Genomic DNA, 13436 nt, shown 5'->3' with positions numbered 1-13436 from the left:
CCGTACACCGATTTTTGTGCTTTTGTGTTTTGCTTCGCAGTACTTCGTGCTACGTGGCGATATAATCTGCGTAACATCAGGTATTAAGTACCGCCGCCGTCTGACTTCGCCCTGGCGTCTGACTTCGGCCTCAGGTACATACTCGGCACCCGCGTCCGCGCCCACCACCGAAATTAGTAGCGCAGCTCGACCAGCCACCTGTTTAAAATAAAAAGCCCCAACGACCGTAAGTAGTTGGGGCTCGCAAAATATTTTAATCCGGGCGATAAACTCAAATCTTCACCACTTCCGCCTTAATGGGATAATCCGCCAGAATACGGTTGGTAAAGGCCATGTGGCCCCGGGGAACGGCGAGGTAAAGTTTGCCGTGCTTGAGCTCCGCGATGGTGGACAGTAAACGCCACTTGGTCACGAGTTGGCGCTCGTCGCCGGATTTCATCCCGAGTTCGAAGTAGGATTTGCGACCGTTTACCTCACCGGTCACGTCGGGAATAAAGAACTCATCATTGTCCTTGCCGCGGCGAATTTTGGCCGGCGTCTCGTAGCCTTCCGCGTTGGCGCAAATGTTCTCGAAACCCTTTTTCTTGACGATCTTGTCTAGTAACTTTTCGATGAGCTCGGTATCCTTCTGCTGACCTTCGGTGAGTATTCCGTTTTCCATATCTTGGTGGGTGGTTATAATTTAAAAAAGCCCGCCGGGGCAGTAGCGACAAACGTGACCGGTGGGGTGAGTAAAGTTCGGGGGGAAGATACTACGGGAGGCAAGAAGTTGCCCGGAAGCGCCGAACGAAGCACTGGTTATAAACGCCCGGGGTAAGCGTATAGTTGACGAGGTGAGGACCGGGGTGGTTTGCGCGGGGCCGCCAACCGCCCGCCGTAAGTAATGAGCGCGTCGTTTCTTGGCTAAACCCTTCCGGCTTATATTTACCCCACAACTTAAAACTCGATCAACACATGTCCGACCAGCGCCCTTGGCTAGCACAGTACCCAGCCGGCATCCCCGCCAACATTGACGTCACCCCCTACCCCAACCTGAAGGGCCTCCTGGCCGAAGCCACGAAGAAATACGCCAACAAGGCCGCCTTCCACTGCATGGGCAAGGACGTAACGTACCGCGAGCTGGACCAGATGTCGACCGCCTTCGGCGCCTACCTGCATTACCGTGGCCTACAGCCCGGCGACAAGGTGGCCGTTATGATGCCCAACTTACTGCAGTACCCCATTGCACTCCACGCGCTCCTCAAGGCCGGGCTCGTCATCGTCAACACCAACCCGCTCTACACGCCCCGGGAGATGAAGCACCAGTTCACGGACGCGGGCGTGAAGGGCATCATCATTGCGGAAAACTTTGCGGCGAACTTAGAAACCATCATCGGCGAAACGGAGATTACCACCGTGGTCACGACCAGCATTGGCGAGCTCCTCGGCTTTTTCAAGGGCGGGTTGACGAACTTCGTCGTCCGCAACGTGAAAAACATGGTGCCGAAGTACAACCTCCCCGGGTCGGTCACCTTCCAGACGGCCCTCGACGACGGCGCGAAACAAAAACTCCCCCCCTACGAATCCAAGCCGGACGATACCATCGCACTCCAGTACACCGGTGGCACGACGGGCGTGAGCAAGGGCGCCATGCTGACGAACACCAACCTCGTCGCCAACGCGCTGCAGTCGCGTTTCTGGTTAGCGCCCAAGCTACCGGAGAGTACGGACGGGCGGCTGCTCTGCCCCCTTCCCCTGTACCACATCTTCGCCCTCACGGTCAACGGCTTCGGCGCGTTCACCCACGGCGTTTGTAACGTGCTGATCACCAACCCGCGCGATATGTCCACGATCGTCAAGGCGTTCAAGGACAACAAAATTGCCGGCATGACGGGCGTCAACACGCTCTTCAACGGGATGATCAACGACAAAGCTTTTCAGAAGCTGGACTTCCGCCACCTCGAACTCGCCGTCGGCGGCGGCATGGCCGTGCAGCGGCCCGTCGCGGAAGCCTGGCAAAAACTTACCGGCATCCCCCTCAGCGAAGGCTACGGCCTGACGGAGGCCAGCCCCTGCACTAACATGAACCCCCTCGACGGTAATCAGCGCATCGGCACGATCGGCCTGCCGATGTCCAGCACGGACATGCGCATTTGGCACGAAGACGATGACCGGGTAGCCAACCCCGAGGAGCGCGGCGAGATCCAGGTGAAAGGCCCGCAGGTCATGAAGGGTTACTACAACCGCCCCCAGGAAACGGCCGACGTCATGCTCGACGGGTGGCTCCGCACGGGCGACATCGGCGTGATGAGCGAAGACGGGTTCTTCAAGATCGTCGACCGGAAAAAGGATATGATTCTCGTTTCGGGCTTCAACGTGTACCCCAACGAAGTGGAGGACGTGATGGCCGGGCACCCGAAGATCATGGAGTGCGCCGCGGTCGGGTTTCCGAGTGAACGGTCCGGTGAGATGGTAAAGCTATTCGTCGTCAAGAAGGATAAATCATTGACCGAGAAAGAAGTCGAGGCTTTTGCCCGGGAGAACTTGACTGGGTACAAGGTGCCCAAGGCGATTGAGTTCCGGGAGGAGTTACCGAAGACGAACGTTGGGAAGATTTTGCGGCGGATGTTGCGGGAGGAGTAGGTTGGTTTGGGGTCTGTGGTCTGGGGTCTGGGGATCTGGGGGTCTGGGGTCTAGGGTCTAGGGTCTGGGGTCTGGAGTCTGGAGTCTTGGGTCGTGGTTTGGGGTGTTCCCTCAAACCACTAAACCCCGCACTCGCCCCGGTAGCTAATGGCGCGTCCACCGCTCGCTTTGGGCGGACATGTTCTACCTTCGCCGCCCACCCTCCCCGCCGCCCAAAATACCCCCGACTTGGCCCTAAAAAAATCCGACCTCTACGCCTCCATCTGGAACGCGGCCGACGTGCTCCGTGGCAGCATGGACGCCAGCCAGTACAAAGATTACGTGCTTACGCTGCTGTTCATGAAGTACGTGACGGACCGCGCGACGCAGCCCGACAGCCTGATCGAGATGCCGCCGCCGGAGCCGCCCGAGGGAAGCCGCCAGGAGATCGGCTACGGGGGCAGCTTCCACGATATGGTGCACTGGAAGAACAAAACCGGCGTGGGCGAGCAGCTCAATAAGATCGTCGCCCGCTTCGCCGCCCACAACGGGCTGGCCGGCAGCATCACGACGGCCAACTTCAACGACACCGATAAGCTCGGGACGGGCCAGGAGATCATCGACCGCCTCAGCAAACTGATCGGCATTTTCCAGAAGCCCGAGCTCGACTTCAGCAGCAACCGGGCCGGCGACGACGACCTGCTGGGCGACGCCTACGAGTACCTGATGCGCAACTTCGCCACCCAGAGCGGCAAGAGCAAGGGCCAGTTCTACACGCCGGCCGAGGTGAGCCGCGTGCTGGCCGCCATCCTGGGCGTCGACCGCGCCACGGCCCCCAACTTTACCGTCTACGACCCCACGGCCGGCTCCGGCTCGTTACTGCTGAAAGTAGCCGACGCCAGCCCCCACGGCCTCACGATCTACGGCCAGGAACGCGATAACCAGACGCGCGGCATGGCCGTCATGAACATGTGGCTCCACCAGCATCCGGACGCCGAGATCAAACAAGGCAACACCCTGGCCAGCCCCCAATTCACCGAGGTCGTGGGTGGCGAGGAGCGCCTGAAGCGCTTCGATTTCGTGGTGGCCAACCCGCCCTTCAGCGTCAAGGAATGGGGCGACGGCTTCGACCCGGAATCCGACATTTACCGCCGCTTCCAGGACTACGGACTGCCGCCCAACAAGAACGGTGACTTCGCCTTTCTGCTCCACATCCTGGCCAGCCTCAAACACGACGGCACGGCGGCGGTCATCCTGCCCCACGGCGTGCTCTTCCGCGGCAACGCCGAGGCGACGATCCGCCAAAACCTGCTGGAACGCGGTTACATCAAGGCCATCATCGGCCTGCCGGCTAACCTCTTTTACGGCACGGGCATCCCCGCCTGCGTGATCGTGTTGAGTAAAGCCGACTCGCAACTCGCAACCCCCAACTCCGTCTTCTTAATCGACGCCAGCAAACACTACCGCAAGGACGGCCCCAAGAACCGCCTCCGCGAGCGCGACATCCACAAAATAGTCGACGCCTACCACGCCGGCACCGACGTACCCGGCTACGCCCGCCGCGTCCCGGCCGCCGAGATCGCCGCCAACGACTACAACCTCAACCTGCCGCGCTACCTCGACGGGGGCGACGTGGCCGATAAGCAGGACCTGGACGGGCACCTGCGCGGCGGCATCCCCGACGCCGACGTGGACGCGCTGGCCGACTACTGGGCGGCGTTCCCCGGCCTGCGGGCGGAGCTCTTCAAACCACTTCGCCCCGGCTATTCCGGGCTTACGTTGGGGTCGCCGTCCCCAACCACGCGGGCACCCGCGACCGCGCCCCTGGCCACCATCCGGGAACACGCGGAATTCACGGCCTTTGAGGAAAATCTACGCGACGTATTCGCCGGCTGGCAGGAGCTGGCACTTGCGGAATTCAACGACATCGACGGGGCCACCAAGCCGCGGGAGCTGATCGCGCGACTGGGCGAGGCCATCGTCGACGCTTACGCCCGGGCCCGCCTCGTGGACCCCTACGCCGCCTACCAGCACCTAATGGACTACTGGGACGACACGCTGCAGGACGACGTCTATGCCGTGCTCGCCGACGGTTGGCAAGCCGAGCTGGTGCCGGTAACGGACAAGAAAGGCCGCGTGAAGAAAGGACAGTTTACCACCGATCTACTGCCGCCGGACATCGTACGCGATCATTTCATGGGCGCGGACGCGGGTGCCGTGCGGGTATTGGAAAGCAAAGTAGCCGACCACGAAAGCCGCCTCGCCGAACTACTGGAAGAACACGGCGGCGAAGACGGCCTGCTCCGGGAAGTGACCAGCGACAAGGGTAAAATCCTGAAAGCAGAACTCACCGCCCGCCTCAAATCCCTCAAAAAAGCCCGCGACCCGGACGACGCCGAGGAACTAGCCGTACTAAACGAATACAGCCGGACTGATGCCGCCCGCGCCAAAGCCGCCAGGGCCGCGAAGACCGCCGAGACTGAGTTGCAAGCCGCCGTCTGGACCAAGTACGCCGAACTGACCCCGGCCGACGTGCGGGAACTGGTCATCGAGAACAAGTGGCTGGAAACCATTTACGGCCGCATCGAGGCCGAAACCGCCGCCGTCGCCCAGCGCCTGGCCCGCCGCCTCGGTGAGCTCGCCACCCGCTACGACCGCCCGCTGCCGGAGCTGGAAACGGACGTGGCGGAGATGCAAGAAAAAGTGAACGATCACCTGGCTAAAATGGGACTGACGTGGTAGGAATTAAGGAAGGGTACCGGCGGACGGAGATTGGGGTTTTACCGGTTGGGTGGGAGGTTAAATACTTACCTGAAGTAGTAGATTTTATTCACGGTAAAGCGCATGAGCCTTTTGTCAATCCACATGGTGATTATGTAGTTGTTAATTCTAAGTTTATTTCTACTGATGGTAAGGTTTTGAAAAAGTGCACGATCAATAGAATGCCAGCCAGAATTGGTGACGTTTTAACTGTGTTGAGCGACCTGCCAAATGGTAGAGCACTAGCTAAATGTATAGTAATTAACGTCGATGATTTGTACGCTGTAAATCAACGAATATGCATATATAGGTCAAAGGGAGCTAATTCATCTTACTTAAAATGGATTTTGAATAGAAATCCTTATTTCATGAAGTTTGATGATGGAGTGACTCAAACTCACATTTTAAATCATCACATAGTTAAATGTCAAATCCCCCTCCCCCCCCTCCCCGAGCAGCACGCCATCGCCACCGCCCTGGGCGACGTGGATGGTTTGTTGTCGGCGCTGGATGCGTTGGTGGGCAAGCGGGAGGCGTTTAAGCGGGGGGTGATGGAGGAGTTGTTGAGTGGGGGGCGGCGGTTGGCGGGGTTTTCGGGGAAATGGGAAACTACAACCTTCGACGATGTTATGACAGGCTTTTCTAGTGGCGCTACACCACGTAGAAATCGTAAGGAATTTTATACGGGACATATTCCCTGGATCACTAGCAGTGAATTGAACTACAATACAATACATTCTACTTTTGAGAAAATAACTCCACAAGCAGTTTCTGAAACTAATCTTTCGAATTTAGAACCCGGCACATTTTTGATCGCTATAACAGGTTTAGAGGCTGCTGGCACTCGTGGCAGTTGTGGTATAGTAGGCATCAAATCCACTAGTAATCAATCTTGTATGGCATTAATTCCAATTTCAACAAAATTGATGGTTGAATATTTGTTCTATTATTATTCATTGAATGGTGATGCTCTAGCCCTAGAGTACTGCCAAGGTACTAAGCAACAAAGCTACACGGGTAAACTAGTGAAAAGATTACCAATTACACTTCCTGTCGATTTAAAAGAACAACGCGCCATCGCCACCGTCCTCACCGACCTGGACGCCGAGCTCTCCGCCCTGCGCGCCCGCCGCGCCAAAGTAGCCGCGGTGAAGGCGGGGATGATGGAGGCGTTGTTGACGGGGGCGGTGCGGTTGGTGTGAGATCATGATTGAGCACAATTTGTTGGTTGGCGCCAACCAAATATAATGATTTGTGGTAAATTACGCTGCCTAACAACGCTTCCGTTTGTTTAGCTTAAAGTAAACAATATGCCTACCTTTGCGCTTTGCAAAGTTGAACTACCCATTCACGCCCCGGTATCCGTCTACTGGTTGGAGGTTGACGGGCGGGCACCCTACTTGACTTTCGAAAAAAAGATGCTGAAGGCCGGAAACAAAAAGGAACTATCCCGGCTAGCTGTTTACTTGGAAGAGCTCGCTTACGGGCGCTCCCTTCCGAATAACGCCATCAAGGAGTTGCGGGGCGTCCCGGCCGAAGACACTTGGCGCGAGTTCGAGCTCCGGGTAAAGCAGCTACGGCTCTACTATTTTTTGTTACCACCCGACGGCCGGGTCATTGTCCTCGGGCAAATTAAGAAAGGAGATAAAGAGCAGGCAAAAGCCATCGCCGAATTACGGCAACTTAAAGCAGGATTTAAAGCCGCCTACGGGGCGGGGCAAACTACAAACGAAGAAGAATGATCAGCCAACCACTCCGGGAGCGCATGCGGGAAGAAGAATACTGGACGACCAAGCTCCAGCTGGAGATCTTCCGCCAGATCGATACGCACCTTACCAAAAATAAAATCAGCCGGAGTGCTTTCGCCGATCAGTTGGGCGTGAGTCGTGGCTACGTCTCCCAAATTCTCAATGGCGATTTTGACCACAAGCTTTCTAAACTCATTAGCCTCTTACTCGCGGTTGGGAAAGTGCCGCAGGTCCAGTTTGCTGACCTGGACAAAGTAATCGAGCAGGCTACGGGAGAGCGGCCGAGATTATACGCTACTTACCGGGCCGAGCAAACGATGCGTTTTGGGGACGAGCAAACCGCCGCAACGGTCAACGTAGTTAATGCCGATTCGGGGTCTTCCATCATTTTTGACCAGGTTGCGTAATGAAACAGTATCACCTCAATGCAGTCGAAGAGCACCAACTATTCGTGCGGGCACCGGACAGTGCGTCACGGGGCAAAGAAGTCAAAGTAGTATGGACGTTCGACGCCGACTTTAGTGCTGACGGACCGAATACCGTGACTGTCTTACTCCAAGTGAGTGCCGGTGATGCCGGGGCCGATGACCCCAAGGATGACCCGCTTGTTTCGTTGAGCGTCTCTCACCATTTCGACTCGGAGGATTACGAGTTCGAAGTGACTCACCTCGCGGACCCCGACCGGCAATCTTTTTTGGCAACGTTGTTGGGCATTTCCCTGGGTACCGTCCGTGGTTTGATCTACGCGCGGACGGTCAGCATACTGGGTAAAAGACTGGTCATGCCGATTGTCAACCCCACCGCGATGTTGCGGCATTTGGTGGAGGAGCGGGGGTGGGGTGGCCCCGAATGAGCATTCGAGCCACACCGTGAATTTCGCAATCCGTTTATGAGTACGAAACTGATGACGAAAGTACTACCTTGCGTGAAAATTTCACGGTATGCTGGTTCGTCTGGTAGTAGAAAACTTTTTGTCGATCGCCGAGCAACGGACTTTCGATATGCTACCCAATGACAAGTTGGGTAAGCTGCGGCATCACGTGCAGGATGCGGGGGGGGTGGATTTGTTGAAGCTGGGGGTTTTGTACGGGGCTAATGCGGCTGGGAAGTCTACAGTTTTTAAAGCGATGGCAACTCTGAAAGCGTTAGTGAGCGGCCAGGAATCCTGGGTGATGTATGCGCATACACGCCATCGATTTAATGAGGACAATGGAGAGCCGATCACCCTGGGGGTGGAATTCTTGGTGGGGGAGCGAGCATTTTTGTATGCGGTACAATTAAGGGAAGGAATTGTAGCGGCCGAGGAACTCTACCGATCGGGGCTGGGTGGGAAAGATGAGCTAATTTTCCGTCGCACATCAGGTAACGGTAAAAATCAATTGGAGTTACCCGCACTGGATGGCTTAGGGCAGCCGACCTCGGAGGTTAAACAGTTTATCGAGAAGAACACAATTCACGCTAATCAAGCAGTACTGGCTTCGTTAGCTGCATTTGAAGGGCCGCAGTATAAGAATATTAAAATTGCCTTCACGTGGTTTACCAATACCTTGCAATTAATAAGTCCTTCGCAATACGCAATAGGATTGGCACAGCGAATTGATCAGGATCCTGACTTTGGTAAATTCGTGAAAGAAACGCTGAAAAGTAGCCATCTTGGTATTTCGGACGTAGTAATTGAAAAACTGACTTTAAATGAGTTCTTCGGGCGTGACGATGCTAACAAAGCAAGCGAGATTCGCGCAAAATTCGAAGCCAATCCAGATGGAATACTTCCGGCTTACACCAGTTCCGGTCAGGAAGTCAGTATAGTTATGGAAAACGATAAGCCCGTAGTAAAAATGCTTGTTATAAGGAAAGGAGACAGAAGTAATGTTAAGGATTTTTCGTCCGTTGAGGAATCTGACGGAACCCAACGACTACTCGATTTTTTGCCGGCTTTTTATATAGTTGCTCGTAGTCCGACTGTTTTTTTTATCGACGAGATCGAACGTAGCCTTCATCCACTCCTTATCCACAAGTTACTTGAAAAATTTAGCTTGGATGAGCACACGCGCGGTCAATTAATCATGACCACCCACGAAAGTAATTTACTGGACCAGGATATTTTAAGAAGAGATGAGATTTGGTTTGTTGAAAAAGATATGTTTGGTGCTACTGATCTATATTCCTTAAATAAATTTAGAGAACACAATACCATCGACATTCGTAAGGGCTACCTGAATGGGCGTTACGGCGGCATTCCGTTTCTTGGCAAACTAGACACCCTAAACTGGCACGAGCATGATACTGTCTAGCATAAGGCCATTTGGCAGAAAACAACCTGATACTGATGCGAAGTTAATACTACTCATAGTCGAAGGAGAAAAAAGAGAATACCAATATTTTTCTTACTTCTCGGAAATGGATACCCGCATCAATCTACAAATTATCAGCCCTGATGGTGGAGGTAACACTTCACCTACTGAAATGATAGCTAAAGTAGAGCAACTGATTCGGCCCGGCCCAAACGGGGAAACACCAAAATATCAATTGTTGGAGGGTAACGAAATTTGGTTCGTAATCGACACAGATGATTGGGGTGATGATATCGACAAACTCCGGGCATATACAATTGAAAGAGATGATATGAATGTCGCACAAAGCAACGTTTGCTTTGAAGTTTGGCTATGCTTTCATTTTTCACCGGAACGGCAAAATTTCAACGGAATGCACACCGCCCAGGGATGGAAAGATCATTTAAATGAGGTAGTCAAACCCGGTGGTTTTGACAGTCAGCGCCACCCACTAATGATAAAGTCAGCGATTGATGCGGCCGCGGAAAATTACCAGGAGGAAGATGATAGACCTCTACTTGCCTCCACTCAAGTATTTAGATTAGGTAACTGATGTTACGCAGACTATTTCGCCACATAAACATAAAAGCACAAAAATCGGTGTACGGCTACGCCGAAGTACCGTTTGCTCATTCTTATGTGTTTTTGTGCTTATGTGGCATAATCCGGTTGCGTAAGGTCAGTTAGGTAATTCACTTTACGAACTATTGGGCAAGAAAATCGAAACCGCACGATGGAAAGCCGAGCAGCTTGAACAACGGAAGCAACTATGACAATTAACTATATTTCATAGAATACTACCCACCAAACCCCGCACCCGCGGCCGCGCAAAAAACCATCTATCAAAAACCACATTATATTAGCCGCCAGACCACAGGACCACCAGACCAAAAATGCCCCAACCCACCGACCCCGAGCACCTAACCCAAAAACGCCTCCTCAACCAACTCAACCTCGAGCTCGGCTGGCGCTACCTCGGCAACTGGCAGTCCCACCGAACCAATCGCGTCGTCGAAGAAGCAATCCTGACCGAAAACCTTCTTAAGCGCGGCTACTCCGCTACCCTTACGACCCGTGCCGTAGAAGTCTTGCGCGCGGCCGTGACGGACCAGAGTAGCGACCTCTACACCACCAACAAGGCCGTGTACCAACTCCTCCGCTACGGCGCGCCCGTCAAGCCCTCGCCCACCGAAAACGAGGTCGACGTTCACTTTATCGACTGGGGCGACCCGCAACTCAACGCCTTTAATTGTGCCGAGGAGGTTACCATCCACGGCGCCGAAAACACCAAGCGGCCCGACGTCGTCCTCTACGTCAACGGCATCGCCCTGGGCGTTATCGAGCTCAAGTCCTGCCCCGTCAGTGTCGCCGACGGAATTCGCCAAAACATCGGTAACCAGTCCGACCGTTTCATTCGGCCGTTCTTCCACGCCATGCAGCTCGTCATGGCCGCCAACGAGAGCCAGGGCCTCCGCTACGGCACCACCGAGACCATCGAAAAATACTACCTCACGTGGAAGGACCAGGCGCCCACCACCGAGCCCAACCTCCTGCGCCGCCACGTGGCCGGCCTTCTCGCCCCCGCCCGCTTCCTCGAGATCTGCCGCCACTTCATCCTTTTCGACGCCGGTGTAAAAAAGATCTGCCGGCCCCACCAATTCTTCGGTATTCAGGCCGCCATTAAGCGCATAAACGGGGCGCGGCCGCCGGTGCAAAAAGAAGAATCGAAGAGCAAAGAAGGGGAACCCGCCGGCGGCATCATCTGGCACACCCAGGGCTCCGGAAAATCCCTCACGATGGTCTGGCTAGCCAAGTGGATCGTCGAGCACGTCGACGGCGCGCGCGTCCTCGTCATCACCGACCGCGACGAGCTGGACAAGCAGATCGTCGGAGTGTTCAACGACGCCGGACGACCCATTCGCCGGGCGCGCAGTGGGGCGGATCTGATTTCCTTACTCAACCAGCACGAACCCTCGCTGATCTGCTCGCTCGTCCACAAATTCGGCCACCGCGCCGAAGGGGAAGGCGGCGAAGACGACTTTGTGAAATCCGTCCGCGCCAGCCTCCCCGCCGGCTTCCGGGCCAAGGGCAAGATCTTTGTGTTCGTCGACGAATGCCACCGCACCCAATCCGGAAAACTCAACGAGGCGATGAAGGAAGCCATCCTGCCCGCTGCGACCTACATCGGCTTCACCGGCACGCCACTGAAGACGGAGGACAAAAAGAAAAGCATCGAGATCTTCGGCCCCTACATCGGCCGGCCCTACAAATTTGACGAGGCCGTGGAGGACGGCGTCGTGCTCGACCTTCGCTACGAAGCCCGCGACATCAGCCAGCGCATCAGCAGCCAGGAGCGCGTCGACCAGTGGTTCGATTCCAGGACGCGGGGCCTCAACGACGTGGCCCGCCACCAGATCAAACAGAAGTGGGGGACGATGCAAAAGGTGCTGAGCAGCAAGAGCCGCCTCGACCAGATCGTAAGCGACGTGTGCCTCGATTTTATGGATAAGCCCCGCCTGGAAACCGGCCGGGGTAACGCCCTGTTGGTAGCCGGCTCGGTCTACGAAGCTTGCCGTTATTACGAGCTGTTCCAGCAAACGGAAATGGCCGGCCACTGCGCCATCGTTACGAGCTACACACCCTACGCCGGTAGCATCTCGAAGGAGGACAGCGGCGAGGGCAACAACGAAGAGCTGATCAAATACGAGATCTACCAGAAGATGCTCGGCGGCGACTCCCCGGAAGATTTCGAGCGCAAAGCCAAGGACGCCTTCGTCAAGGAACCCGGGCGAATGAAACTGCTCATCGTCGTCGATAAATTACTGACGGGCTTCGACGCGCCATCGGCCACCTACCTGTACATCGACAAGAGCATGCGCGACCACGGGCTGTTTCAGGCCATCTGCCGCGTAAACCGCCTGGACGGGGAGGGTAAGGACTACGGTTACGTCGTCGACTACAAAGACCTGTTCAAGAGCCTGGAGAAATCCATTAAAGACTACACCACCGAGGCCTTTGCCGAGTACGACGCCGCCGACGTTGCGGAGCTCCTTAAGGACAGGGTGGCAAGCGGCCGCGAACGCCTCGACGACGCCCTCGACGCCTGCGAAGCCACCGTGGAGCCGGTCGGCAAGCGCGATCTCGACCTCCAACTGAATTACTTCTGCGGCCGTGAAGGCGATGAATCGGTTACCGTGACCGAATTGGAACAGCGCCGCAAGGTGCTCTACAAACTCACCGCCGAGTTGAGCCGTGCCTACGCCGCACTGGCGTCTGACCTGGACGAGGCCGGCTACTCCCGTGCCCGACAGGCCGACCTGACCGCCCGCGTCCAGTGGTTCGAAAAGCTTCGCAAAAGCGCCCAGCTGCGTAGCGGCGACTACGTGGACCTCAAACGCTACGAAGCCGGGATGCGGCGGCTGATCGATTTGTACATCACGGCCGAGCCGAGCCGCAAAGTATCGAACCTGGATGATCTTTCCCTGATTCAGCTCATCGTCGAGCGCGGGGCGAAGGAAGCGGTGGAGGAGCTGCCGGAGGAAATCGCGAGCAATGAAGACAGCGTGGCGGAGACGATCCAGAACAACGTCCGCCAGGAGATCGTAGAAAAGCAGCCCGGTAACCCGGCCTTTTTTTCGCGGATGTCCGCCCTGCTCCAGGAGATCATCGAGCTGCGCGAAAGCAAGGCCATCGATTATGCGGAGTATTTACGGCAAATAGAAGAGCTCACCCGCAAGATGGCCGGTGGCGACCGCCAGGCTTATCCCACGAGCATGCAGTCCCAGCGGCAGCGGGCGATCTACGATTATCTGGGGCACGACGAGGCCCTGTCCCTGGCTGCCGAAGCGCAGATCCGTTACGCCGCTAAAGATGGCTGGCGGCACAACGCCATGAAGCGGCGGGGCGTCGAAAAGGCCATCGCCCGGGTGCTGGACGGCCACGCGGCTTTCGATGCCGCCGCCCTACTGGCCATCATCGAAGCGAACTAGACGGA

At 55.9% G+C, this 13436-nt stretch carries 10 protein-coding genes; 9 read left to right on the top strand and 1 reads right to left on the bottom strand.

Annotated elements, in window-relative coordinates; genetic code table 11:
* Positions 1-271: 271 nt before the first annotated feature.
* A complete protein-coding gene (locus GGR27_RS16540; RefSeq protein ID WP_168039360.1) occupies positions 272-661 on the bottom strand; it encodes a hypothetical protein in 390 nt (129 codons plus the stop codon).
* A 293-nt stretch (positions 662-954) separates the two neighbouring features.
* Here GGR27_RS16540 and GGR27_RS16535 point away from each other — a divergent pair, with 293 nt between their 5' ends.
* The 9 genes from GGR27_RS16535 to GGR27_RS16495 all read left to right on the top strand — a co-directional run bounded on the left by GGR27_RS16535 (position 955) and on the right by GGR27_RS16495 (position 13431).
* The gene (locus GGR27_RS16535) at positions 955-2622 is read left to right on the top strand and encodes an AMP-binding protein (RefSeq protein WP_168039358.1); all 1668 of its coding nucleotides are present in this window, start codon (positions 955-957) and stop codon (positions 2620-2622) included.
* Between the two features lie 228 nt (positions 2623-2850).
* Complete coding sequence (locus GGR27_RS16530) at positions 2851-5343, top strand: type I restriction-modification system subunit M (RefSeq protein WP_168039356.1); 2493 nt, start codon at positions 2851-2853, stop codon at positions 5341-5343.
* Positions 5337-6563 carry a restriction endonuclease subunit S gene (locus tag GGR27_RS20490; RefSeq protein ID WP_168039354.1) on the top strand — a complete coding sequence of 409 codons (1227 nt, stop codon included), beginning with the start codon at positions 5337-5339 and terminating at the stop codon, positions 6561-6563. Before GGR27_RS16530 ends, GGR27_RS20490 begins: the two co-directional genes overlap by 7 nt.
* 108 nt (positions 6564-6671) lie before the next feature.
* Positions 6672-7103, top strand: coding sequence for a hypothetical protein (locus tag GGR27_RS16520; RefSeq protein WP_168039352.1), 432 nt, complete (start codon positions 6672-6674; stop codon positions 7101-7103).
* Positions 7100-7516 (top strand): helix-turn-helix domain-containing protein, encoded by a 417-nt coding sequence (locus tag GGR27_RS16515; protein WP_168039350.1) that lies wholly within the window; start codon positions 7100-7102, stop codon positions 7514-7516. The genes GGR27_RS16520 and GGR27_RS16515 overlap by 4 nt, the downstream gene beginning before the upstream one ends.
* A complete protein-coding gene (locus tag GGR27_RS16510) occupies positions 7516-7962 on the top strand; it encodes a hypothetical protein (RefSeq protein ID WP_168039348.1) in 447 nt (148 codons plus the stop codon). The genes GGR27_RS16515 and GGR27_RS16510 overlap by 1 nt, the downstream gene beginning before the upstream one ends.
* An 88-nt stretch (positions 7963-8050) precedes the next feature.
* A complete protein-coding gene (locus GGR27_RS16505) occupies positions 8051-9403 on the top strand; it encodes an AAA family ATPase (RefSeq protein WP_168039346.1) in 1353 nt (450 codons plus the stop codon).
* On the top strand, positions 9390-9995 hold the full coding sequence (locus GGR27_RS16500; protein WP_168039344.1) for an RloB family protein: 606 nt from the start codon (positions 9390-9392) through the stop codon (positions 9993-9995). The genes GGR27_RS16505 and GGR27_RS16500 overlap by 14 nt, the downstream gene beginning before the upstream one ends.
* A gap of 340 nt (positions 9996-10335) precedes the next feature.
* On the top strand, positions 10336-13431 hold the full coding sequence (locus tag GGR27_RS16495) for a type I restriction endonuclease subunit R (RefSeq protein ID WP_168039342.1): 3096 nt from the start codon (positions 10336-10338) through the stop codon (positions 13429-13431).
* Positions 13432-13436: the final 5 nt, after the last annotated feature.

Source organism: Neolewinella antarctica (genome assembly GCF_011927835.1).
In the GTDB taxonomy this organism is placed as follows: domain Bacteria; phylum Bacteroidota; class Bacteroidia; order Chitinophagales; family Saprospiraceae; genus Neolewinella; species Neolewinella antarctica.
This window is presented reverse-complemented; position numbering and strand designations above follow the sequence as displayed.

Coding starts and splice junctions, on each gene's coding strand:
- GGR27_RS16540 (WP_168039360.1), bottom strand. CDS start 661: ATGGAAAACGGAATACTCACCGAAGGTCAGCAGAAGGATACCGAGCTC.
- GGR27_RS16535 (WP_168039358.1), top strand. CDS start 955: ATGTCCGACCAGCGCCCTTGGCTAGCACAGTACCCAGCCGGCATCCCC.
- GGR27_RS16520 (WP_168039352.1), top strand. CDS start 6,672: ATGCCTACCTTTGCGCTTTGCAAAGTTGAACTACCCATTCACGCCCCG.
- GGR27_RS16515 (WP_168039350.1), top strand. CDS start 7,100: ATGATCAGCCAACCACTCCGGGAGCGCATGCGGGAAGAAGAATACTGG.
- GGR27_RS16510 (WP_168039348.1), top strand. CDS start 7,516: ATGAAACAGTATCACCTCAATGCAGTCGAAGAGCACCAACTATTCGTG.
- GGR27_RS16505 (WP_168039346.1), top strand. CDS start 8,051: ATGCTGGTTCGTCTGGTAGTAGAAAACTTTTTGTCGATCGCCGAGCAA.
- GGR27_RS16500 (WP_168039344.1), top strand. CDS start 9,390: ATGATACTGTCTAGCATAAGGCCATTTGGCAGAAAACAACCTGATACT.
- GGR27_RS16495 (WP_168039342.1), top strand. CDS start 10,336: ATGCCCCAACCCACCGACCCCGAGCACCTAACCCAAAAACGCCTCCTC.